The sequence below is a fragment of the Shewanella carassii genome (assembly GCF_002777975.1).
Classification (GTDB): domain Bacteria; phylum Pseudomonadota; class Gammaproteobacteria; order Enterobacterales; family Shewanellaceae; genus Shewanella; species Shewanella carassii.
The window spans coordinates 54,535-78,003 of sequence record NZ_NGVS01000007.1; the positions used below are offsets into that span (position 1 = coordinate 54,535).

Consider the following 23,469-nt stretch of genomic DNA (forward strand, 5'->3'; position numbering starts at 1 on the left):
TTTGCTGTTTCCTTAAGCGTCTATGGCAGCGCTTTTTTCATTATATGGATGCTTCGACGAATGACCCGGACCTGAATTTTTGTGACCGAGGTCATGCCGCGCAGTGTATTACTAAACACACCATAATTCGAGCAAAATTTTAGTGGTACATCCTGTACAAATCCAGCAATGACGGGATATTGAAGGGAGTGATGAAGAAACAATCGGAATAACAGACTAACTATGCAGCAGGGGCAGGAGAAACTTCTTCTCCTGCCCCTATCACTAGCTGTGTTTGCGCCAGAAAAGTGCCGCCAGCGCAGGCAGGATAATTATGGCACCTAGCATGTTGACCACAAACATGAAGGTAAGCAAAATTCCCATATCCATCTGGAACTTAAGTGCAGAGAAGAACCAAGTACTCACCCCAATGGCCAAGGTCAGGCCGGTGAAGATGACCGCACTGCCTCGCTCCATCAAGGCTTCGAAATAGGCTTGCTGCACCGCCATACCATCACGCAATTTCACCGCCATGGTCGACAGGATATAGATGCCATAGTCCACCCCAATACCCACCCCGAGGGCTATAACCGGCAAGGTGCTCACCGTCAGGCCGATATCCAGCCAGGTCATCAGTGCCTGCGCCAGTGTCGATACCACATACAGAGGCAGAATGACTGCAATCGTGGCTTTCAGCGAGCGGAAGCTTATCAGACAGAGGATAAACACGGCGCCATAGACATACAGCATCATAGGCAGTTGCGCCTCGGCCACCGCCTCGTTGGTTGCCGCCATCACCCCCACAGGGCCGGAAGCGAGTTTAAAGCTCAGCTTGTCGTCATCCATTTCGGCGGCCAGCAGCTTTACCTTACTCACCACCTGCTCTATGGTTTCCGCCTTGTGATCCTTAAGAAACAGATAAACAGGCATCACAGAGCAATCGCCGTTCAGCAGGCCGGTACTGGTAGGAATTTGTGACACCAGCTGGGCTAGGCTCGCCGGGCTCCTGGGCAATACCTGCCACTTGGGGCTACCCTCGTTGAAACCGGCATTCACCTGGCGTGCCACCGAGGCAATACTGGCAGTAAACTCAACCCCTGGGGTGTTGCGTGCCAACCATTCGAACCTGTCAATCTTCTCCAGCGCCGAGTGATAGGTGCAGGCCTCGGGATAAGCTTCCACTATCACGCTCATCACGTCAGTGGTGATAGAGAAATGATCAGTAATAAAGAAAGTGTCCTGGTTATAGCGAGAGTCCTGATGCAGCGCCGGTGCTCCGCCCTGAAGATCGCCGATTTGCATCTTGCCGGCTTGCTGCAGCCCGCCCAGATAAAGCAGCGCCGTCACAGCCACTACCACCACAGCATATTTTGGGGTGGCAAAACAGGTGAGCTTTTGCCAAAAGGCCGCTGTCTTAGCCTCGGTGCCAGCATCCGCTTTCGCGGCCTTTATCTGGAAGAAGGAGATCACCAGAGGCAAGAGTATCAGGTTGGTCAGGATGATCACTGCTACCCCAAGCGATGCGGAAATCGCCAACTCGCGAATAATGCCGATATCGATTGCCAGCAAAGTCATAAACCCTATGGTATCCGACAACAAGGCGACCCCGCCCGGCACCAAGAGGCTACGAAATGCCGAAGCCGCCGCCACCTTGGTACTCAGGCCATCGGCAACCCGCTTGCGGATGGCATTGATCATCTGTACCCCGTGGCTGACCCCTATGGCAAATACCAAAAACGGCACCAGAATCGACATGGGATCCAAGCCAAAGCCCACCACGGTCAAGAGTCCAAGCTGCCAGACCACGGCAATCAAGCTGCACACCAAAGGCAGCAGGGTCAACACCATGGAGCGGGAGAAGAGATATACCATCAGGGCCGTGACCAAAATGGCTATCAGGAAAAACAGCAGCACTCCTTTGGCCCCGTCTGCCACATCACCGGCCATCTTGGCAAAGCCTATGATGTGAATCTTTATGCCATCTTTTTCAAACTGGCCTCTGAGTTGCTCTTCCAGTTGCGCGGCAAACGCCAAAGTGTCCAATGGCTCGCCGGTTTGCGGATCAAAGTCCATCAGCTGCGCCGTCACCATGGCGGCGCTGTAATCCTCAGCCACCAAACGGCCGACTATGCCGGCTTTTTCGATATTGCCTCTAACCCGTTCAAGCCCGGCTTCTGTGGTACTGAAATCCGCCGGGATCACCGGCCCCCCGGCAAAGCCGTCTTCCACCACTTCAGTAAAACGTGTCGACGGCGAAAACAGGGATTTCACCTGGGAGCGTTCTACCCCGGGAATGAAGAACAGTTGATCATGTACATTCTTCAGGGTGTCGAAAAACGCGGGATTGAAAATATTACCGCTGCTGTCTTCTACCGCCACCATGATCGAGTTGGCGCCGCCAAACTGCTTCTGGTGTTTGAGGTAGGTCTGCATATAGGGATGATGCAGCGGGATGTTTTTGACAAATGCCGCATCCATTTTCAGCTGACTGGCCTGAAAGCCCAGAAATACCGTGGTCAGCGCAAACAGCAGTATCACTCCGATACGATTGCGAAAGAGAAAACTCTCAATCCCATTGACCAGTCTGTCTAACATAATAATGGCCCTTTATTGTTGTTTTAGTTCGAAAAGCCCTTTGGTCCCGGCTATCCATAACCGGCCCTTAGGGTCTACAGCAACTGCCGATAAATTTTCCCCTCTGCGCTGGGTCACCAGCTCAGCGTGTAAATTGTTATCCAAACGAATAACGGCGCCGCCATTGCCGACCAGCAGTAGGCCCCCTTTGACCGGCGCAGCCGCATTGAGGGTCGATTCAAGCGGCATCTTTATCTCCTGCCACTGACTCATATCTTCCGGTGCGCTGAAGGCATGCCCTCGCAGACCAAACACATAGAGCTGTTTATCCTTTTCTATGGCATTAAACAAAGAGCCGTCATAAATAAACTCCAGTCGCTGCCACAAACGGCCGCCATCTTCGGAAATGGCTACCATTCCCAGCTCCCCGACCATGAGTAAACGCTGATCTTCAAGGGCGATGACCCGGTTGAAATGGGGCAGAATAGAATCAGACTCGGCCCGATAGGCCTCTTCATCCTGCTGTTTGAGATCCGCCAGATAGTCGGCATCATCTTGGCTCAAGAGCTCAGGGTGAAACTCTTTCTGCCAACTTTGACCGCCATCTGTGGTGCGCAGAAATAGACCATAGGCGCCAACGGCTATGCCGTTTTTAACATCGGCAAACCAAACATCCAGCAAGGGCCGGGCAAGCTCTGGCGAACCAAACTGTGACTGCCAGGATAGCCCGCCATCTTGAGTAGCAAGAATGGTGGCATCATGACCCACGGCCCAGCCATGATTGGCATCGAGAAAAAATACCTTGGTCAACTGCGCCTGACTCGGTGTCACCACCTGTTGCCACTGAGTGGCATCGGCGCTGAGCCTTAAGATATGACCACGCTCACCGACAGCGACCATAGTGTTGCCGGCCTTAGCAATATCCAGCATCAAAGAATGCACCGCCAGAGGCTGCAACTGGCCAGTCAGAGCACCGGTTACAGATTGCGTTTCGGCGTGAAGGGGCGAAATCGCGCCCTGGAATGTGAGTATGCCAAGGCCCAGAGCCGCTGCTTGAAGCATGCGATACGACATTACAGACTTCCTTAGGGTTGAAAGGGGCGCACGCGCCCCTGGAATTTCCAACTGGGTGACTTATGTCACCCAACGACACAGGCTTAACGTATCCCTTCGCGGCGCAGCGCGGCCGGGGTGAAGTTGGCCTCAGACAACTTGGCATCGAAGTCATACATACGGCCTTCGTTATCCAAACCTATGGCGATATAACGACGAGACTGCAGATCGTAATACACCTCGAGAGTACTCCAGTGAGTCGGCACCTCGTAGTAGTTCAGACCATGCGCCATGGCAACCCGATACAGTTCGTCACGGTTGTCGTACAGATCGGCGATTGAGACCTGCCAGGAATCCTCATCCAAATAGAAGACTCGGGTCTTGTAGATATGACGCATGCCCTCTTTCAAGCTGGCCTTGACCACCCAGACTCTGTGCTTTTCATAGCGAATATAATCGGGGTTCAGGTGACCGGGCTTGAGTAGCTCACTGTACTTGACCTTATCCGAATGCAGACGGTAGTCGTTGTAAGGAATGAATATCTCTTTCTTGCCCAGCAACTCCCAGTTGTAACGGGAAGGCGAGCCGTTGAACATATCGAAATCATCCGTAGTACGCAGACCATCAGAAACCGTACCGGGCGTGTCAAAGGCCACGTTGGGCGCCTTTCTCACCCGGCGCTGCCCTGTGTTGTAGGTCCAGGCCTGGCGGGGTTCCTTCTCCTGATCCATGGTTTCTTTCACCAACAGCGCAGTACCGGCCAAACGCGCGGGTTGCGTCACCACCTGTTTGAATTCAAACAGAATATTGTTCTTTTTCAGTTCATCCAAATTGGCTTCGGGACGAGAGTATTCGAAACGTATCTCCTCGGCCATTTCCACCAGTGTGTAATCACCACTGGCGGTAGGCGCCGCCTGATTACGTTCGGTTTCGATATCGACACCGCGGAATCTGAGGATATGGTTCCAAATGGCTTCCAATCCATTGGCAGGAATGGGGAAAGGAATGCCTATAGACGCGCCATCGACACCATTGCCCTCTGAGACCAGAGTCGCTCTCGGCGCATTGGCCTTGGTGGCATCATAAATAAACTGCGGCACAGAAGCGGTACGCCGGGTCTGATAGATGTTCATTTTGAAACTATCAGGATAGGTTTCAAACATCTTCAGTTGCCCCGGCGTCAGGAACTCCTTGTATTGCTCCTTATTGGCTGCGGTAACCGTCACCAGCGGCTTGTCATCCGGAAAGGGATCGGGGTGATGCATGCCTTTTTTATAACTGGCAGGAGGTGTGGTAATGCCGCCGTCCCAAGCCGGAATACTACCATCGGCGTTGGGGCCCTTTTCAGCCCCGAGTGGTGTCAGGCTGCTACCCAGCTTGGCCACATCGGCCTCGGAAACCTTGGCTTCTACGGCTGTAGTGGCCCCCAAAGCCAGAATTACAGCAGCAGACAATATAGCTATCGTTCTCATTTTATTGTCCTTATCAGATCGAAAACTTAACGTTGAAAGACACATAATCGCGATCGGCCATCGCATTGGTTGTGCCTACCCCACCAAAGAAACTGTTATAGGAAAGATCCGCGCCCCAGCGGCTCTGGTAATCAAAGCTGAGTCCCAGTGCCACAGACTTGCGACCTTCGGTAAACAGGAACATAGGATCTGGGGTAATACCATCAACGTCATGGGAGAAAATCACTCTAGGTGACATATTGATGCCGGAGAACACGTTGTTAAAATCGGCCTTGGCAACAATCCGGTAACCCCAAGCGAAATCAGTCGGGAACGGATTGGTTTCAGGTCCGTTGTGCAACGCTTCAATGATGCCTGGCATATCCGGGTTGCCGCCGCTGCGCCCTGTGCCTGGACCATTGAGTCTGAGTTCATCAAAACCCGGCATATCGTGGATCCACACCCCACCCACTTCGGCGAGCATCACCAGGTTATCGGTACCCAGCGTCGGGCCAAACAGGTGGGTAAAGGTCATCTGCGCCTGAGTCGTATCGAGGCGGATAAAACCTTCGGCGTATTCACCTGGACCAACATCCTTGACATGGGAAGTGTACTGGGACAAACCATCGAGATCCGGCCTCAGCCCCGCGTTAGCCAGCTGTTGTGGCATAGCGGCAAATAACAGTTCCACATCATCAATCTGCAGAGGCTCATCCTGGCGGTGCGCGATTTCACCAGCTACAGAGGTATCACCTATCAAGGTGTTGAAACTAAAGCCGTAAAGCTTGATATCTTCCGGATAAACCACCTGGGCCTTGGAGAAGCTGTCTAGGCTAAGCAGCACTTCGCGGTTGATATTGCCCGCGTTTTGCCCAAGCACCGCCATATCAGACAGCAACGCGCCAGTGCTGAAGTCCGCCGTGGTACCACTGATGAGCGGACGGCGACTGTGGTAATTCATGTAATAAAAGCCAAACTCGGTTTCGCCCAGCTCCGGGGCGTAGTACCCCAGTTTGATACCGTACTGACCGGAATCGCTGGGAGCGGCTTCATCTTCCACCAATGTCACCTTGGTGGGATAAGCCAGCGCCATCTGTACCAACTGCTCGGTCGGAATATTCTGTCCGGAGGCTATCATGTTGGACAGGCGGTTATATTCCTGGGTCAGGAAATCGAGGTTGATATCCGGGTTGGCGTTAAAACCAAGCTGAGCGTTTTGGTTGTAGCCACCGTAACCGACAAAGTCGTTGGTACCGAAAATCGACCCGGGAGTCGGAACCCAGATAGGCTCCCAGTCATATTGATAAAACGCTTCCAGCGACAGGTTTTCGGTCACCCCCAAAGAGGCCCACACCATACCCTGCGGCCTGAAGGCTTCCTTCAATTCCGCGCCCGGTGCGTTAAGTATGTTCAAATCCACCGGGTTGATCACCGCAATACCATGGGAAATCAGCGTGCTTTCCCCCCATGACACCACCTGATTACCCACACGGATAGTCAGTGGATTGGCACCATCGTTGAAATCGAAGTTGGCATAGACGAAGGCATCCAACAGACGGATATCCTTACACTGCACTTCCTCGGCGCGCTTGTCGGCGCAAGGATCGTAACGGTTGCCGGTCAGAGGATCATTGAAATCGTAAATTCTGTCGTTCAGCTTACGATCGTAGAAATACATGCCGCGGGCGAAAATACCGAAATTCTCATACTTGAGCGACAGTTCGTGCAGCCCCTTGAAGATTTCCGAGGTAGTATCGCCTTTAGAATAGAGGAGATTACTCAAGTCATTGTTGCTGGAATAGGAACCGGGTTGCGCCCAGATCTCGGCGGCGGTGTACTTGGTATCGGTAAAGGCGGAGTAACCGCTCCAGTCGAATCTGGGATGGTTAACCTTACCTATCTGACCATCCCAGTCACGTCCTTCCACGCGCCAACTGGCGCCCAAGGTCCATGTCGAGTCAAAGGAACCATCCACATCGCCCCATTTGAACGATACCGCTTCGACACTGGGGATCATCCCTAAACTCAGTGCCGACGCCACCCCCAAAGCGAGCGCCGACTTGTTAAAACGGTTTATCACTGTTTTCATTTATCGCTTCTCCGTAACCTGCTGGATTAATTGTTATAGGAGTCTCAACCAACATCTTGTTAGCTCACAGGTAACACCATTGTTACAGCAATTAATGCTGATGAGCAAGGCAGATACTGAGAAATTTATCTTGCAGATTTGAGGACTTAAGGTCGTTAGTTCGTGCACTGAAGGGGACAGAATTTAAATTTTTGTTGCGTATGCGGGCGACAAATGGCGGTGACAGCTATAAGCCGCTTAATTTCAATGAATTAACCTTTGTTACAGGCATAAAAAAACGGCCGACTGATTTAGTCGACCGTTTTAAGTAATTACTCTAAAGTTGTTTTAAAGAAATGAATTTTCCATCCCGGTCCAATCTGAGATGGAATTCACCGTGAATACCATCGGCAGTCAGAAAAGGGCGTAGACGGCGGCCGTTGATCCAGAGGATCTTGCCCCCCTTCTCCCTGACCTCAACATTCTCGGCAATACCTTGATAGTAAGGTAAAAAATCTTGATAACTCAGATTGAGGCGAAAGTAAAATTCCATCTTTGTACTCAGTCTTCCAGTGCGCGGCTGACCTTCTCATAGAGATCCCGCGACAGCTCAGGCATAGCCAACAGCTCCTGCAGACAAGCCTTCATTTTGGCCTGGCGCTCGTCATCAAACTTGGCAAACTGGATCAGCGGAGTGATGATCCGCGCTGCCACTTGCGGGTTGAGGCTATTGAGCTGTTTGAGCATGGCGGTAAGGAAAGCATATCCCTTGCCGTCCAAGCGGTGGAATTGACGCACATTGGCCGCGGCAAAACTGCCCACCAGAGAACGAACCCGGTTGGGATTATTCAGACTGAAGGCCGGATGTTGCAACAGGGTCTCGAGTCTGGCGATCACCCCATCATCTGTCGCCATCGCCTGCAGGCTGAACCACTTGTCCATAACCAGAGGGGTCTGGTTCCAGCGCTGCTCGAATGTCTGCATCAGGGCATCACGGCACTGACAATCGGCATCGTTGGCGGCAAGCAGCGCGCCCAGCGCATCTGTCATGCCAGAGGCCGATGCAAACTGCTGTTCAATCAAAGACTCATGTTCATCAGAGACTTTGGCCAGCAGCCAAAGCAGAGTATTTTTTAAACTGCGGGCGGCGGCATCATCCTGCGACAGTAATTGACGATAACGGGCCAACAGCTCATCTTCACAGCCACTGGCGATGGCTTCAATCACAAAGTCGCGGGCCAGCAACAGGGCATCCAATTCCACCTTATCGGCCTGTTCAATCAAGGACGACACTGAAAGCAGCTTGAGAATTTCGGCCGCAAGGCCCTTATCCAAAGCGTCATCCAGCATCACACCTCTGAAGCCGTCGACAACCCGAGGATCCAGATGCATCCCCTGCCCCTGTTCGAGCAAGGCAACGTTGGCCCACACGGCGCGGCTGAAGAGGCTCATCGCCGCTTCCCAACGGGCCACTTCACTGCTGGCATGGCGCAGTAAGCAAAGCAGCTGCACTGTGCTGTAGTCATACTTGAGCTTCACCGGCGCCGAAAAGTCCTGCAACAGCGAAGGAATTGGACGGGCACTGATACCCTTGAACTCTAATGTCTGCTCGGCCTGGGTAAAATCAAACACTTGGTTGACCAAGGAGCTGCCATTATTGCCCAGCAGTTCCAGACTGAACGGAATATGCAATGGTGCCTTGGCCGCTTCTCCGGCACGCACTGGGGTGAACTGTTTGAGGTGCAGGCGGTAGGTCGCTGTGCTTGCATCATACTCATCAGTCACTGTTACCTGAGGGGTGCCCGCCTGGCTATACCAGAGGCGGAACTGAGTCAGATCTTTACCCGAGGCATCTTCCATAGCAGCGACAAAGTCATCACAGGTAACCGCCTGGCCATCGTGACGCTCGAAATAAAGCTTCATCCCCGCCTGGAAGGCCTGCTCACCCAGCAGGGTGTGCATCATGCGGATCACTTCGGCGCCCTTGTTGTAAACAGTGACTGTGTAGAAATTATTCATCTCTATCACGCTTTCGGGGCGAATAGGATGCGACATCGGCCCCGAGTCCTCGGCGAACTGCTGATTCTTGATGACCTTGATGGCATGAATACGGTTGACGGCCCGGGAGCCAAGATCTGAGCTGAATTCCTGATCGCGAAATACGGTCAGACCTTCTTTCAGGCTCAGCTGAAACCAGTCACGGCAAGTTACCCGGTTGCCGGTCCAGTTGTGAAAATATTCGTGACCAATAACGGACTCTATGCCGTGGAAGTCATCATCGGTCGCCGTGTCATTATCCGCCAACACATACTTGGTGTTGAAAACATTCAGGCCCTTGTTTTCCATGGCGCCCATGTTAAAGAAGTCCACAGCCACCACCATGTAGATATCGAGATCGTACTCGAGGTCAAAGCGTGACTCATCCCAGGCCATCGCCTTTTTCAATGAAGCCATGGCGTGTCCGGCCTTACCCAAGTTGCCCTTGTCGACAAACACCTGCAGTTTGACCTCTCTTCCTGAGCGGGTGGTAAAACTGTCTTCCAACAGGTCAAAGTCACCGGCAACCAGCGCAAACAAGTACGCGGGTTTAGGGAAAGGGTCTTGCCAGACGGCGAAATGACGACCATCGTCCATCTCCCCTTTTTCCAGCAGATTGCCGTTGGAAAGCAGGAAAGGAAACGCCTTGTCGGCTTCGATACGTACCTGGTATTTGGCCAGCACATCGGGACGGTCGAGAAAATAGGTGATGCGTCTGAAACCTTCCGCCTCACACTGAGTGCAATAGGCGCCATCGGACATGTACAGACCTTCCAGTGCCGAGTTATCGGCCGGGCTGATACGGGTCACCAGAGTCAATTCAAATTCGTTGAGTTCAGTTTCAAGCAGCAGTTTACCCGGTTCGAGGCGATAGTCGGCCGGTTCACCGTTAACCAACAGCTGTTCCAATTCCAGCTCGTCACCGTCAAGCTGCAGAGGTTCATTGTGATTGCCGTTGCGCCTAACCTGGCTGACTGCAGTCACCCGGGTTTGCTTGGGTTCGAGCTGAAATGAGAGGGACAGTTCTGGGATCAAAAACGCCGGTGGACGATAATCAGCCAGGCGCTTGGCTTGCAGTTGGTCCGGGGAAAGGTTTTGTGCTTCAGACATAGGTCATCCTTAATTCGTTGGGCACTTGCAGTCGCTGAGTTCGTTGACTGATCTTGCCTCTGTGAGCGCTGGGAGCAAACAAAAAACGCGCAATCAGCGCGTTTTTATGTTTCCTGGAGCCAGCATCAATTTGCGCTGTTTTTTGCCAATCTCTGATAGTCCACCATATCCAGAGTGATATAGACGGCTTCATCGAGGAAGGCATCCGGAGTCTCGATTTTTTTCTCATCTTCGGAGACATTTTCATCGTCATCCAGAGACTTCAAGGGTTCGAGACCATGGTCAACCCGACGTTCGTTGAGGCGAGCCAACTGTTTCTGATCGTCCTTATCCCGCTCGGCCAGGCGCTCGCTTTCCACCAGAGAAACACTCTTCTCTTTATGGTGTTTCTTGAACTCGCCTATGTCCTGCAGTATATAACCGAACTCGACGTCCTGCTGGATCCGGCTATGGTGGCGTTTCGCAAGATTGCTGACCATTTCTGCGCCGATTTCACCCAAAGGCTGGTACTTGGCGACAGGCACCTTATCCCATGGCAGCGCATTGTCTTCTTCCGCTTCACCGTATTCACCCGGCTCCAACGCACTGGGGAACGGGATATCCGGAGTCACCCCTTTCAGCTGGGTGCTACCACCATTGATACGGTAGAACTTGGCAATGGTGTACTGCACATGGCCAACCGGCTTTTCATATAGGTCATAGATACGGCCAAGGCTCTTGTGCTGCTGCACTGTGCCCTTACCGAAGGTAGACTCACCGATAATCAAGGCGCGGCCATAATCCTGCAATGCAGCGGCAAAAATTTCCGAGGCCGAGGCCGAGTAACGGTCAACCATCACTGTGAGAGGGCCGTCGTAATAGCTCTTACCATCGTTGTCGCGGTTTTCGCTGATGCGACCATTGGCATCACGAATTTGCACCACAGGTCCCTGGTCGATAAACAGCCCTGTTAGCAAGGTCGCTTCGGTCAAGGCGCCACCACCGTTACCACGCAGGTCGACAATCACGCCTTCAACCTTGGCTTCATTGAGGGTTTGCAACTCTTTGGCCACGTCGCGGGATAAGTCCATATAGAAGCCGGGGATCTGGATAACACCGATTTTACGCTGGGCGTAAGGACCGGTTTCCGGCTCGACTATCTTGGAAGTCGCCGCCCTGTCTTCAAGACGAATTTTGTCCCGCACCACAGTCACATTGATGGGTTTAGCATTGGAGCCGCCTTTCTTGGGCAGCACCTGCAAAGTCACGGTACTGCCTTTAGGCCCTTTGATCAGCTCAACCACATCGTCCAGGCGCCAGCCGATAACATCGACCATCTCCTTGCCTTCCTGACCCACGCCGACAATTTTGTCTTCCGGCGCCAATTTCTCACTCAGAGCCGCCGGACCACCGGCCACCAGACTCTTGATAACCGTGTAGTCATCTTCCATCTGCAGCACAGCACCTATCCCTTCCAAGCTCAGGTTCATCTCCATCTGGAAACGTTCGGCATTACGGGGAGACAGATAACTGGTGTGCGGCTCGACACTGCGGGCAAAGGCATTCATCAGCCCCTGGAACACATCTTCGCTGTTAGTTTGCTTCAGGCGTTTGATGGCGTTGTTGTAGCGCTTACCCAGCACATCAACAATCTCTGGCCACTCTTTACCGGTAAGCTTGAGGTTAAGGGCATCGTACTTGACCCGTTGACGCCACAACTCATTGAGCTCGGCCTCGTCTTTGGGCCAGGCGGCGTCTTTACGATCAAAGACATAAGCATCGCCGGCCTGATTAAAGTCCATCTCTTTGTCGAGCAGACTCAAGGCATAGGCAAAACGCTCGTAACGACGCTGCTGCACCAGATCGTACATCTTGTACGCAGGTTCCAGATCGCCGCTGCGCACCATATCGTCAAACTGGTTGGCATAGACTTTAAAGCTGTCGATATCGCTCTGCAGCAATACATTGCGGCGATAGTCGAGCTGTTCGAGATAACGCTTGAAGATCTGCTGAGAAAAAGCATCATCCAGATCGAATCTGTGATAATGGGAGCGACTGAACAGGCCGGTAATCCGTTTGCTGGCAACCTTGTGTTGTGGCTCCTGTTGTAGATGGGGTAACTCGCTGACCGGGACTGCCGGTGAGATAGCCAGCGCCTGGGAACCCATAAAGACACTGGCGATCGATGCAGCAAGAATAAATTTTCGCATCAGCAAGTTACTCCTTTCTATTTGATGATTTTACAGCAGAATATGTTCCACACGAACCTTGACTGACAGGCCGGAATCCAGTTGAACGTGAACATCTTCTTTATTGATGTCGAGGATCACACCGGCTACCGGCGTCATACCCAATTTGACATTCACTCGCTGTGAAGGTTTCAGCTCTTCCAACACAGCTGGAACCAATTCCACGGCTGGAGCAGCAGGCTTCGGCTTACGGGCCACTTTTTTGTCGCTGCGTGGGCGCTCACTGCGAGGCTTGTCACCCTGAGGACGTGGCTTACGCGCAGGCTTAGCCTTCTTGGCTTCACCTTCTTTGGCAGGCTCAGCCGCACGGCGGGCCTTGGCCTTTTCCTGACTCTCTTTCAGCGTCGCCTTGGCATGTTCAATATGTTCGGGATCCAGTTCGCCGCAAGGGTTACCATCGAGGTCTACCCGCTGAGCGCCTTCCTTGATGCACTTAAGATAGCGCCAACTGTTGGTATAGCGTCTCAGGGCGACCCTCAGTTGGGTCTTACTGACTTTGGAATCATCAGCCAACCTTTCAGCCAAATCCTGAAACAGTCCTATCTTCAGCGGTTTGGTTTCTCCTTCGGCGATAAAGCACAAAGGAAATGTTTCATACAAATACGCCAGAATAGCGTTGGTGTCGGTCAACTTTTCTGTTGATTCCATCATTACTTCCACAGTTAACAGGGGACGTCAGTGGTCAGTTAGGTCTGCTGTACTCACGGCGTCGTTCATCTTCGTTAATCCCTTGGGGGATAACGTACAAATTAGCATGCATTCGGCCATTGCCAAAGACATGACACAAAACTTAACATTTCAGCCCGATAGGGCCAAGCACCACAAACGGTCAGTTGGCCCACAAAGCGGCCGCCTATTATAAGCTGCACGCGCCTTAATGCGACCACCAATTGTGGCAAATTGTACAGGGATTAACCAAATAAGCACTTTTCCAGACTCTGCACTAGGGTCTCCAGTCCGGTTTGATCCTCTTTATCGAAGCGCGACAGGCTGGGACTGTCGATATCCAGCACGGCAATCAGTTCGCCCTGACGATAGAGTGGGATCACAATTTCCGAATTACTGGCGGCATCGCAGGCAATATGTCCGGCAAACTGATGCACATCCTCAACCAACTGAGTCTCAGCCTTTGCAGCCGCAGTGCCACAGACACCTTTACCCATTGGGATCCGAGTACATGCCAGCTTGCCTTGAAAGGGGCCAAGCACCAGTTGCTCGCCCTTGAGCAGATAAAAGCCCACCCAATTGATATCCTCAAGCTGTTCATTCAACAAAGCTGAAAAGTTGGCCATGGCACAAATCACATCGTCTTCACCGGCGAATAGTGCCTGTACCTGACGGTTGAGCGTATCGTAAAACTGAGCTTTCATCTGGGGTTCCGGGTTATGCTTTTTCTGATTCTGTCTTCTTCTTGTTGCTCTTGGCAGGGGCCGGCGCTTTTACCGGGGCGCCCTTGAGCAGATTCGCCAATGTATCTTTATGAGAAGCTAAATAAAAAGCAAGTTTTTCCGCTGTATTATCATCCAGCTCCAATTCACTACTCTGAATAAAGGGGATTAAGTTATCCGCGATGTCGAGCATCTTATCGTAGGCATCAGCCTCCTTCTTAGATGTAAATGTCATCTTCTCAACCCCTTCTCTGACCACAACGTACTGAGTTATAACGGCCATGACCTTCCTCACACTGTTTAAATATACAGTAAATAGATTGACATAAAATGCGCTATAGATGCAAGAGACGCGTTCTTTCTGATAGTATTTGCGAGTTTGTTTTGTCGATTAACTCCAATGGACCCACAAGCAACGCAGTTAGCGTGTTGGCGATTAAGCTTGGGTCACCATGGCCAAAACAGGACATATCCAGCACTTGAAAGCTTATACTCCAAGCGACAGCAAGCCAGACTGCAGCATAGTGCTCTGCCGCGCCTGTGATTTAGCGGTGAGTAAACGCGCCTTGCCCTCCGGCGTCAGAGCGCTTTGTCCCAGATGCCATACAGCGCTTTATGATGCGCCCTATTGTTCTATCAATGGCATGCTGGCGTTATGTATCAGTGCCCTGCTGTTTTATCTGCCCGCCATGCTGCTGCCAGTATTGGAAATGCACTTTCTCGGCAGTGTCAGAACCACGACCGCATACCAGGGCGCCTTGGCGGTGATGAACCAAGGTTATTGGATAGTGGGGATTGCCGTATTGGTGGCGGCAGTAATAGCCCCCGGGGTGCTCAACCTGTCGATTTTTATTCAAGTGCTGATCATCAAGACAGGTCTAGTGCAGCATCACTTCTGGCGCCGTGTTCTTACTTGGCTGCTCAAGAAGCAAGGCCTGCTGTCGCAAATGACCATGCTGGAAATTTATGTGATCAGTTTCCTGGTTTCCGCCTTTCAGTTGTCCGACTTCTCTGATGTTTACTTTGGCATGGGAACCTTTTGTTTTACCATGCTGTTTTTAGTGACTCTCTTCCTGCAGCGCGAATATAACCTGGAGCATATGTGGAGTTTTCTCGATGAAAGCTAAAAAGCAGCTCCAGGGCAAAGACATGGGCCTGTGCAGCTGCCCAGCCTGTAAAAAACTCAATCAGATAGAGAATGAGTATTGCAGCCGCTGCCAAAACCCACTCAGGCTAAGGGATGAAACCAGTCTGCAAAAAAGCTGGGCCTTGCTGCTCACTGCAGCCATCTTGTTGATCCCGGCCAACATCTATCCCATTACCATGCTCACCAAACAGGGCAAGGTTACCTACGACACCATTTTTTCCGGCATCACCCATCTGGTACAGTCGGACATGTTACCCATCGCCATCATAGTCTTTACCGCCAGTATTCTGGTGCCCTGGCTGAAGATTATCGGCCTGGCTTTCTATCTGACGGCGATCAGTTTCAACCTGCCTATCCCCAAACGGCCAATGATGGCCGGGTTTCATATCATAGAATGGATTGGACGCTGGTCTATGCTGGATCTGTTTGTCATATCCATTACCGTTGCCCTGGTTAATATGGGGCAATTGCTGGACGCCAAGCCGGCGCCGGCGGCAACTGCGTTTGCCTTGGTCATCCTCTTTACCCAACTTGCGGCCAAGGTGTTGGACACACGTTTACTTTGGGATCAACTGGACACAGAAGATGACGCAAATCGAAAAGCCTAAAATAGTCAAAAAGAAGCTTTTTTCCCCCATCTGGCTGTTACCTATAGTGGCGTTGGCCTTGGGCGCTTGGCTGGGGCTGAAGAGCATCAAGGAATCCGGCATTGAGGTGCGGATCCACTTCCCCAGTGCCAGCGGTATGGATGTGGGCAAGACACTGGTGCGCTATCAGGGCCTGACCGTCGGCAAGGTGGTGGATATCTCCATCGATGAAGAGCTGCAGGGCGTTAACGTCGATGTCTTGATGGACTACCGCGCCGAGCCTTTCCTCAAGGATGAAACCAAATTCTGGCTGGTGACCCCCAAAGCATCCATCACAGGTGTCGAAGGTTTGGATGCCTTGTTCTCGGGGAACTATATAGGCATTCAACCCGGGGATGGCGATTCACGTTACAACTACGAGGCCGAGCGCTCAGCCCCTCCAGTACTGCCCAGTAATGATGGTTTAGTGATTGAACTGAGCGCCGATCGCCTCGGCTCACTGGATGTGGGCTCTCCGGTATTCTATCGCCAGGTACCGGTCGGCAGTGTGGTCAGCTATCGACTCGACAACAGTGACAAGCTGCTGCTAAGCGCTTTTATTCAGGAGCAATATGCCTATCTGGTCAAGAAAGACTCCCGCTTCTGGAATGTCTCCGGCATAGAGATCAACGCCTCACTTTCCGGCGTCAAAGTCAGCGCCGAGAGTCTGGCGGCGATACTCGCCGGCGGCATCAACTTTGATTCCCCAGAAAACTCAAAGAACGCAGTAAACGGCGATAGTTTCACCCTATATGACAATGAAACAGAAGCCAGTGGCGGCGCCAGCTTTATTCTGTCGGCAAAAAACGCCGATGGCCTCAACAAGGGCAGCCCTATTCTCTATCGCGGTTTGCCCATAGGGGAAATCGAAGAGATAGTGCTGGCCAATGACGGCGTGGCGCTGCATGCCCGCCTGGACGCCCCCTACTCGAGTCTTTTGACCGGCACGGCGCAGTTTTGGCGTGAAGGCGCCGAGCTGTCACTGTCCGGCATAAAACACCCGGGCCGATTGCTGAGCGGCGATGCCATCGCCTTTCTCCCGGGTACGGGCGAGGCTCAAACCCGTTACGCCTTGGCCGAGCAGGCACCGGATCTCAGCAAGGCCAAGGCGCTAAAGATAACGCTTAGAGCCGATGAAAACCCCGGCATCAGCCCTGAGGCCGAACTGAGATACAAGAAGATCGCCATAGGCAAGGTCACTTCAGTTGCCCTGAGCCGGGACTTCAATTCGGTAGAGTACCAGGCCGAGGTGTTGCCCGAATTTGCCCCGTTGCTGACTCAAGGCAGTGACTTCATCGCCGAAGCCGCGCTGGACTTCAACGCCTCACTGGACGGAGTCAGCCTCAAGAGTGGCGATTTTGCGACCCTCACCAAGGGCAGTGTCAGCTTAAGACGCGGCCAAAGCCGCAAGGGCGCCGATCTTTCCAAACCGCTGCAGCTGTTTGCCTCGAGTGCCGAGGCCGGCCACTATTACCAAGGCATGGAGCAGCTCAAATGGCAACTCTACAGCGATGATGGCGCCGACTTGAGCCCGGGCGCACCTGTCTACTACAAGAAGATGCAGATAGGTCAGGTGAAACAGGTCAGCTGGCAGAGCCAAGATGACAGATTTGCCATTGCGCTCGCCATAGACCATACCTTTGCGCCCCTACTCAAACCCAATGCCGTGTTTTGGCGCAACCAGGCGGTGTCAATCGATGCCGGACTTTCGGGAGTCAAGCTGGATGTCGCACCGCTGGCCGGTGCCATCAAGGGCAGTATCAGTTTGGGCTTTTTGGAGCAAGGCGAGCCCAACAATAAGCAGCTTTATGCCTCCGAGTCACTGGCACGCAATCAGGCCGTTGCCATTGGGCTGAGTTTCCCGGCCAGTGCCACTATCAAACCAGGTGCCGCTATCCGCTATCAGGGGCATCAGATAGGTGAAGTCACCCGGGTAACCTTGAGTAAGGATCTCCACAGCCAGCAACTCAGTGCCTTTCTCTATGGCCGCTATGCCGAGCCGTTTCTCAAAAGCGACAGTCGCTACAGCCTGGTCAACGCCGAAATATCCCTTAAGGGCATAAAGGCACCGGAAACCCTGCTGACCGGCGCCTATATCAGTGCCCTGCCGGGCCAAGCCGCCGAAGTAAGCCAACAGTTCAATGGCCAAGTACACACGGCGGTTGCCCCAGAGGCCGATGCGCTGCAACTGGTGCTGAGCAAGCCCAGCCTGGGCTCGGTCAACGTAGGCACAGGGATCTTCTTTCGCGGCATTCAAATTGGCGATGTAACCAGTTACCGGTTGGCGCCCAAGGGCGATGAAGTCTGGATCCAGACTCAGATTGCCGCGCCCTATCGGCATCTTATCAACCAGAGCAGCAGGTTCTACGACTTGTCCGGTATTCGGGTCGATTTGGGGCTGTTTTCCGGAGCCCAAATCGAAACCGGCTCATTGGAAACCATACTCGCCGGCGGCATAGGAGTGGTCACTGAACTCGACAACCAAAGCAGTAAACCGCTTGAAAACCAGAGCCTGATGCCACTTCATGACAAACCCGAGCGCGACTGGCTCGATTGGCGTCCAAGACTCAGCCAGCCATAAAACCCAAACGGGGCTCAGATGAGCCCCGTTTTTTTAACTCTGTAATCCTACCTATGTTTCACCTCAGCCATAAAACCAATAACACACGGCAATAGCAGTGCAGATACCCGCCAGATCGGCAAACAAACCACAAGCCAGTGCATGACGGCCATTGCGGATACCGACAGCACCAAAATACACCGCCAGCACATAAAATGTGGTTTCAGTACTGCCCTGGAAAATGGCCGCCAGCCTGCCGGCAAAAGAATCGACGCCGTAATGGGCCATGGTTTCCAGCATCATGGCTCTGGCGCCTGAGCCGCTCAAAGGCTTCATCAGGGCGGTTGGCAAGGCATCGATAAAGCGGCCATCTATCCCCATATGACTCACCAAAGCAGCAATCACCCCGAGTAGATAATCCAGCGCGCCGGAGGCGCGCAGTAAGGCTATCGCCAGCAACATGGCCAGCAGATAAGGAATAAGCCGCACCGACTGCTCAAACCCCGACTTGGCGCCTTCAATAAACTCATCATAAACCGCCACTCGCCGCAGCAGCGCCACCAATACAAAGGCAAAGATGATCCCCAGCAGCAAACCGTTCCCCAGCATGGCGGAGACTTCGCCGATCCGCTCGGCTCCCAGGGTCAACAGGTACATCACTCCGGCGCTGAGACCGCCGAGCAGTATTGCGCCATAACTCAGCACCACCCAATCCAGCAAGCGTATCCTTTGCACCAGCGCCACCAAACTCAAACCCGCCAGGGTCGAGCCCAGGGTCGAAAGCAAAATAGGCAGGAAAATATCGGCAGGATCAGCCGCCCCTTGCTGCGCCCGGTACAGAAAAACCGTCACGGGCACCAAAGTCACGGAAGAGGTATTGAGCACCAAAAACAGGATCTGGGCGTTGGTGGCGGTCTTCTTGTCGGGGTTCAGGCTTTGCAGATCCGCCATCGCCTTAAGTCCCAATGGTGTGGCGGCATTGTCCAACCCCAGCATATTGGCGGTCAGGTTCATGGTGACGCTGCCATAGGCGGGATGGCCTCTTGGCACTTCTGGCATCAACTTGCTGAGCAGCGGCTCAAATACCCAGGCGATGGCGGCAACCACTCCGGCTTTTTCCCCGAGACGCATCAGCCCCATCCACAGGGTCAACACCCCAATCAATCCCAGGGCTATTTCGGCGGCCAATTTGGCGCTGTCAAACATCGCCGTGACTGACTCATTGAGCACGGTCGCATCGCCGCTCATCAAACGCAGCAAAATCGCTCCCAGCGCGATAATAAAGAACAGACTCCAAACCCGGTTCAACACCTAAAACACCCCACAGTCGCCGCGCCCGAGTGTGCTATACTGCCGCCATCCCGGGGTCACCCTTTTTGTTTATGGTTCAATTAAATCAGAATTTTATCAACAGTATCGCCAAGGATCTGCCAGAACATCTCAAGCTCGAGGATTTTATTCACTTTTGCAGCTTACCACTGAGAGCCGCCTTGCGGGTCAACACCCTCAAAATCAGCGTCGATGAATTCCTCTCGAGAATGCAGGCCAAAGGCTGGCAGTTCGAAACCATTCCCTGGTGCCCTGAAGGCTTTTGGTACCAGGCGGGTGATAGCCAACCCGGAAACTGTATCGAACATCAGCAAGGGCTGTTTTACATTCAGGAGGCGAGCTCCATGCTGCCACCCGTGGCGCTGCTTGAACCCGGAATGGAGCGGGTGCTGGATATGGCCTCGGCGCCGGGATCCAAGACCACACAAATGGCGGCCATGATGGCCAATGGAGGCGTGCTGATCGCCAACGAATACTCCTCCAGCCGCGTCAAAGTGCTGCATGCCAATCTACAGAGAATGGGGGTCAGCAATACCGCCCTGACCCACTTCGATGCCAGGGTATTCGGCCAATACCAGTATGAATCCATGGATGCCGTGTTGCTCGACGCCCCCTGTAGCGGTGAAGGCACGGTACGTAAGGATCCGGATGCCCTCAAACACTGGGATCCACAGGAGATAGCCGACATTGCCGCCACCCAGAGGGATCTGATAGATTCCGCCTTTCTGGCGCTTAAGCCTGGCGGGGTAATGGTGTACTCCACCTGTACCCTCAACAGCCAGGAAAACCAGGCCGTACTGCAACACCTCAAGCAAAAATATGGCGCTGCCGTGGCCTTTGAGTCACTTGAATCACTGTTTGCCGGAGCGGAAAAAGCCTGCACGACCGAGGGCTTCCTGCATATTTGGCCGCAAATCTATGACAGCGAAGGTTTCTTTGTTGCCAAGGTGCGTAAGCTGAGTTCAGTGGCGCGCGAAAGTGATGAACCCAAACAGCAAAAGCAGTTTCCTTTCAGTCCCGCCAGTACCAAACAGCAACAGGCCATCGCCACCGAACTGCAGCGGTTGCTCGGCAAAACGCTTCCCGAAGGCAGCCTCTGGATCCGGGATCAGGAGTACTGGCTGTTTCCCAGCGGCTTTGAGCCCTTTATCGGCAAGATGCGTTATCAGCGTATCGGCCTTAAGCTCGCCGATGACAGTAAGCATGGGTTAAAACTGCGCCATGAGGCCTTAATGGCCTTGGGAGTAACCGCCGACAAGGGTTATGAAGTTACAGAGCCTGAGGCTCAGGCTTATCTGATGGGCCGGGATATCGCGCTGGATGTCAGTGAAAAGGCCCGTGGTGAGCTGGTATTGACCTGGGGCGGGCAAGTGCTTGGGTTGGGTAAACATCTGGGCAACCGGCTGAAGAACAACCTGCCTCGGGAGCTGGTCAAAGACAAGATCTGCCTATCCTGAAAGCCTTGGCCGTCCTGAAAGCATTAGGTAAACGCCGCTGCAGACACGCTTTCAATTAAACTCGCCTGAATGCTTAAAAGAGTGGCTTATTAAGTCATTCTTTTAAGTGCCCTTCCTTAAATCGATCTCTATTTTTGTTATATCTTATATCAATTGGTGCTAACAAATCTGCCGGTCAAATACCTCTTTTATCGGCGTTCGGCTAATATTTAGTCAGAGATAGCCAATCCTGTCGGATCTCAACATTAGCGCACGGCTCAACCATGAGCCATTCCCCTAGGCCCAAAACAATTGGAATAGTTTTGGGCCTTTTTTTATCTGCAGCTTTTATGGCAGATGGCCAGTGGTTGGATATCCCTAAGCCTCCACCCTATCTTGCCGCAAGTTTGGCCGCATCCTTGAACAGGGTAAAAAAGTTGTCTGTGGTGTACTGGGCCAGCTCTTCAAAGGACTCACCTCTGAGCTCGGCAACAAACTCGGCGACATCACGAACAAAGGCCGGCTGATTCTCTTTTCCCCGATGAGGCACGGGTGCCAGATAAGGCGAATCGGTTTCGACCAGCAGCCTGTCTTTGGGGATTTTACGGATAACACTTCTTAGCTCACCGGCATTTTTAAAGCTGACGATACCGGAAACCGAAATATAAAAGCCCAGATCCATCGCCGCCTTGGCCATTTCCCAGTTCTCGGTAAAGCAGTGCAGTACCCCGCCGCACTGTTCGGCGCCACCGTTCTTCAGTATGGCTATGGTGTCTTCTCTGGCATCCCGGGTGTGAACAATCAAAGGCTTGGCCACTTCTCTGGCCAGTGCCACTTGTTGCTCAAAGCATTGTTGCTGCAAGGCCTTGGTATCATCGGCATAGAAATAATCCAGCCCTGTCTCGCCAATGGCCACGACTTTCGGGTCGGCGGCATAACGCTTGAGTTCATTGAGATCCAATCCCTCTTTCACATCCAAAGGATGCACCCCGGAAGACAGGAACACCTGCTCAAACCCGGCGACTTTGGCCTTCATCTCGGCAAAACCTTTTTGCCGGACATTGACACAAAGAAAATAGTCTACCCCCCGAGCCTTGGCGGCATCGAGCAACTGACTGAGGCTTTCGGGATCCGGCGCGGCTTTGAGGCGATCGAGATGGCAATGGGAATCAACTAACACTTGGAAATCCACCCACAATTGAAAAGGACGGCAAGGATAGCGCCCTACATAGTGCAGGTCAAATCACCCGAGGCCAGCTCTCTGGAGAGGAGTTTTTCGATATGATGCTTGTGGGATTCGGGATCCGAGAGAATTTTAACCCCGATACCGGCCGGGCGTCCTCCGGAAGCACCGAGCGGGTTGATCCACACCACGACCCCCTGAAACTCATTGACATGAGTCGAGCCCGGCAAACGATAACCTATCTGGATCTCCTGACCGAGGAAATGCCCCTCGGTCGTTGCCACAAACAGGCCCGCTGGCTGAATAAAAGGCATGTAAGCACGATACAACTGGTGCAGGGTGTCAAAATTCACTGTCAGATCGACCATAGGATACTTTTTAAGTTTTCAGTCTCTTATATTCTAAGACATAATTCTGGCAAAGCGCCAAGTAGTTGACACTCGGCATCTGGCTCAGACGATTACAGGTATCCATCACCTTGGCAGCCAGGGTCGCTATTCGCGCCCGCAGCAAGGGGTCCTCCCCTTCGGTGGTTAACAGCTCTCTATGTAACACCAAGTATAAAACTCTAAGTACATCAGAGATTTGTTCCTCACCTACCGTTAACAAGCTAGCACACAGATGGCCCGTTAACAAACTGGTGCGCCAATCGCGGCGATAATCCAATAAGGTCTGGTATCTGTCAGACTGCAAAACCTCTGCCAACTTTAGCGGCCCGCCGACAACGGGCAAACACCAGGTAACATCGGCCGGCAGCGGCAATTGCTGCGCCAGCCAGGACTGAATGGCACTATTGTCCGGCAGTTTTACCTGCACTCTCTGACAACGACTGGATATGGTCGGCAGCAGCCCGGCGGTGCTGTCGGTCTGTAGAATAATCAGCGTCCCCTGCCCGGGCTCTTCCAGGGTTTTCAGTAGGGCATTAGCCGCCGCTTGATTGAGGCGCTCACTTTGGGCGATAAGCGCTACGCGCCGCCCACCTTGCTGGGCCGTGGAGGTGAGATCCTGACAAAGCGCCCGCACCTGATCCACTTTTATCTGTTTACCATCGGCTTCGAGAAGATGAAAATCGGGATGGTTACCGGCGAGCAGCAGCTGGCAGCTCTTGCAATGACCGCACTCTCCCCGAGCTGTGGGTTCGCTGCACAGGGCCGCCGCGGCTATCTCTTCGGCTAGCTTCATGCCGCCATAGCCTTGGGAAAGCCCCAGTAGCAACGCATGAGGCATCTGAGCCGAGTGCAGTTGCTGCATAAAACGGGCTTTGGCGTCACTTAACCAGGGCATGTCCACTTTCATCACT

General features: G+C 53.0%; 18 protein-coding genes. 4 read left to right on the forward strand and 14 right to left on the reverse strand.

What is annotated here, in order from left to right; translation table 11 throughout:
• Nucleotides 1-264: 264 nt before the first annotated feature.
• From CBE72_RS05665 to CBE72_RS05710, 10 genes are all read right to left on the reverse strand, one after another.
• Nucleotides 265-2,574: an efflux RND transporter permease subunit gene (locus tag CBE72_RS05665; RefSeq protein WP_100142689.1), complete on the reverse strand. Its 2,310-nt coding sequence runs from the start codon at nt 2,572-2,574 to the stop codon at nt 265-267.
• Between the two features lie 12 nt (nt 2,575-2,586).
• Nucleotides 2,587-3,627, reverse strand: a complete 1,041-nt coding sequence (locus tag CBE72_RS05670) for a WD40/YVTN/BNR-like repeat-containing protein (protein ID WP_100142690.1) — start codon at nt 3,625-3,627, stop codon at nt 2,587-2,589.
• Nucleotides 3,628-3,710: 83 nt separating this feature from the next.
• A complete protein-coding gene (locus CBE72_RS05675; RefSeq protein WP_100142691.1) occupies nt 3,711-5,078 on the reverse strand; it encodes a DUF1329 domain-containing protein in 1,368 nt (455 codons plus the stop codon).
• A 13-nt stretch (nt 5,079-5,091) separates the two neighbouring features.
• Complete coding sequence (locus tag CBE72_RS05680) at nt 5,092-7,146, reverse strand: DUF1302 domain-containing protein (RefSeq protein WP_100142692.1); 2,055 nt, start codon at nt 7,144-7,146, stop codon at nt 5,092-5,094.
• A 316-nt stretch (nt 7,147-7,462) separates the two neighbouring features.
• Nucleotides 7,463-7,678, reverse strand: coding sequence for a DUF2835 domain-containing protein (locus CBE72_RS05685; protein ID WP_025011156.1), 216 nt, complete (start codon nt 7,676-7,678; stop codon nt 7,463-7,465).
• 8 nt (nt 7,679-7,686) lie between these two features.
• A complete protein-coding gene (gene pepN, locus CBE72_RS05690) occupies nt 7,687-10,272 on the reverse strand; it encodes an aminopeptidase N (protein ID WP_100142693.1) in 2,586 nt (861 codons plus the stop codon).
• 125 nt (nt 10,273-10,397) lie between these two features.
• Nucleotides 10,398-12,461, reverse strand: coding sequence for a carboxy terminal-processing peptidase (gene prc, locus CBE72_RS05695; RefSeq protein WP_100142694.1), 2,064 nt, complete (start codon nt 12,459-12,461; stop codon nt 10,398-10,400).
• 30 nt (nt 12,462-12,491) lie between these two features.
• Nucleotides 12,492-13,148 (reverse strand): RNA chaperone ProQ, encoded by a 657-nt coding sequence (proQ, locus tag CBE72_RS05700; protein ID WP_100142695.1) that lies wholly within the window; start codon nt 13,146-13,148, stop codon nt 12,492-12,494.
• A gap of 263 nt (nt 13,149-13,411) precedes the next feature.
• Nucleotides 13,412-13,870 (reverse strand): GAF domain-containing protein, encoded by a 459-nt coding sequence (locus tag CBE72_RS05705; RefSeq protein ID WP_100142696.1) that lies wholly within the window; start codon nt 13,868-13,870, stop codon nt 13,412-13,414.
• Nucleotides 13,871-13,883: 13 nt separating this feature from the next.
• The gene (locus CBE72_RS05710) at nt 13,884-14,171 is read right to left on the reverse strand and encodes a YebG family protein (protein WP_100142697.1); all 288 of its coding nucleotides are present in this window, start codon (nt 14,169-14,171) and stop codon (nt 13,884-13,886) included.
• A gap of 169 nt (nt 14,172-14,340) precedes the next feature.
• Here CBE72_RS05710 and CBE72_RS05715 point away from each other — a divergent pair, with 169 nt between their 5' ends.
• Genes CBE72_RS05715 through CBE72_RS05725 form a run of 3 tightly spaced genes read left to right on the forward strand, consistent with a single transcriptional unit; the run spans nt 14,341 to nt 18,242 of the window.
• A complete protein-coding gene (locus CBE72_RS05715) occupies nt 14,341-15,015 on the forward strand; it encodes a paraquat-inducible protein A (RefSeq protein WP_100142698.1) in 675 nt (224 codons plus the stop codon).
• On the forward strand, nt 15,005-15,643 hold the full coding sequence (locus tag CBE72_RS05720) for a paraquat-inducible protein A (RefSeq protein WP_100142699.1): 639 nt from the start codon (nt 15,005-15,007) through the stop codon (nt 15,641-15,643). The genes CBE72_RS05715 and CBE72_RS05720 overlap by 11 nt, the downstream gene beginning before the upstream one ends.
• On the forward strand, nt 15,621-18,242 hold the full coding sequence (locus CBE72_RS05725) for a PqiB family protein (protein ID WP_100142700.1): 2,622 nt from the start codon (nt 15,621-15,623) through the stop codon (nt 18,240-18,242). The genes CBE72_RS05720 and CBE72_RS05725 overlap by 23 nt, the downstream gene beginning before the upstream one ends.
• A gap of 63 nt (nt 18,243-18,305) precedes the next feature.
• Here CBE72_RS05725 and CBE72_RS05730 read toward each other — a convergent pair whose 3' ends face one another.
• On the reverse strand, nt 18,306-19,532 hold the full coding sequence (locus CBE72_RS05730) for a nucleoside recognition domain-containing protein (protein WP_100142701.1): 1,227 nt from the start codon (nt 19,530-19,532) through the stop codon (nt 18,306-18,308).
• Nucleotides 19,533-19,603: 71 nt separating this feature from the next.
• Between CBE72_RS05730 and rsmF the strand changes: the two genes are divergently transcribed.
• Entirely contained in the window at nt 19,604-21,007 is a 1,404-nt protein-coding gene (gene rsmF, locus CBE72_RS05735) for a 16S rRNA (cytosine(1407)-C(5))-methyltransferase RsmF (protein WP_100142702.1), read from the forward strand.
• A 370-nt stretch (nt 21,008-21,377) separates the two neighbouring features.
• Here the strand turns inward: rsmF and CBE72_RS05740 are convergent, their stop codons facing one another.
• From CBE72_RS05740 to holB, 3 genes are read right to left on the reverse strand one after another with little or no spacing between them, the layout of a single operon-like run.
• Nucleotides 21,378-22,166, reverse strand: coding sequence for a TatD family hydrolase (locus tag CBE72_RS05740; protein WP_025011163.1), 789 nt, complete (start codon nt 22,164-22,166; stop codon nt 21,378-21,380).
• 44 nt (nt 22,167-22,210) lie between these two features.
• Nucleotides 22,211-22,537: a PilZ domain-containing protein gene (locus tag CBE72_RS05745; RefSeq protein ID WP_025011164.1), complete on the reverse strand. Its 327-nt coding sequence runs from the start codon at nt 22,535-22,537 to the stop codon at nt 22,211-22,213.
• Nucleotides 22,538-22,547: 10 nt separating this feature from the next.
• Entirely contained in the window at nt 22,548-23,453 is a 906-nt protein-coding gene (holB, locus tag CBE72_RS05750) for a DNA polymerase III subunit delta' (RefSeq protein WP_229671796.1), read from the reverse strand.
• Between the last annotated feature and the right edge of the window lie 16 nt (nt 23,454-23,469).

Coding starts and splice junctions, on each gene's coding strand:
- CBE72_RS05665 (WP_100142689.1), bottom strand. CDS start 2,574: ATGTTAGACAGACTGGTCAATGGGATTGAGAGTTTTCTCTTTCGCAAT.
- CBE72_RS05670 (WP_100142690.1), bottom strand. CDS start 3,627: ATGTCGTATCGCATGCTTCAAGCAGCGGCTCTGGGCCTTGGCATACTC.
- CBE72_RS05675 (WP_100142691.1), bottom strand. CDS start 5,078: ATGAGAACGATAGCTATATTGTCTGCTGCTGTAATTCTGGCTTTGGGG.
- CBE72_RS05680 (WP_100142692.1), bottom strand. CDS start 7,146: ATGAAAACAGTGATAAACCGTTTTAACAAGTCGGCGCTCGCTTTGGGG.
- CBE72_RS05685 (WP_025011156.1), bottom strand. CDS start 7,678: ATGGAATTTTACTTTCGCCTCAATCTGAGTTATCAAGATTTTTTACCT.
- pepN (WP_100142693.1), bottom strand. CDS start 10,272: ATGTCTGAAGCACAAAACCTTTCCCCGGACCAACTGCAAGCCAAGCGC.
- prc (WP_100142694.1), bottom strand. CDS start 12,461: ATGCGAAAATTTATTCTTGCTGCATCGATCGCCAGTGTCTTTATGGGT.
- proQ (WP_100142695.1), bottom strand. CDS start 13,148: ATGGAATCAACAGAAAAGTTGACCGACACCAACGCTATTCTGGCGTAT.
- CBE72_RS05705 (WP_100142696.1), bottom strand. CDS start 13,870: ATGAAAGCTCAGTTTTACGATACGCTCAACCGTCAGGTACAGGCACTA.
- CBE72_RS05710 (WP_100142697.1), bottom strand. CDS start 14,171: ATGGCCGTTATAACTCAGTACGTTGTGGTCAGAGAAGGGGTTGAGAAG.
- CBE72_RS05715 (WP_100142698.1), top strand. CDS start 14,341: ATGGCCAAAACAGGACATATCCAGCACTTGAAAGCTTATACTCCAAGC.
- CBE72_RS05720 (WP_100142699.1), top strand. CDS start 15,005: ATGAAAGCTAAAAAGCAGCTCCAGGGCAAAGACATGGGCCTGTGCAGC.
- CBE72_RS05725 (WP_100142700.1), top strand. CDS start 15,621: ATGACGCAAATCGAAAAGCCTAAAATAGTCAAAAAGAAGCTTTTTTCC.
- rsmF (WP_100142702.1), top strand. CDS start 19,604: ATGGTTCAATTAAATCAGAATTTTATCAACAGTATCGCCAAGGATCTG.
- CBE72_RS05745 (WP_025011164.1), bottom strand. CDS start 22,537: ATGGTCGATCTGACAGTGAATTTTGACACCCTGCACCAGTTGTATCGT.
- holB (WP_229671796.1), bottom strand. CDS start 23,453: ATGCCCTGGTTAAGTGACGCCAAAGCCCGTTTTATGCAGCAACTGCAC.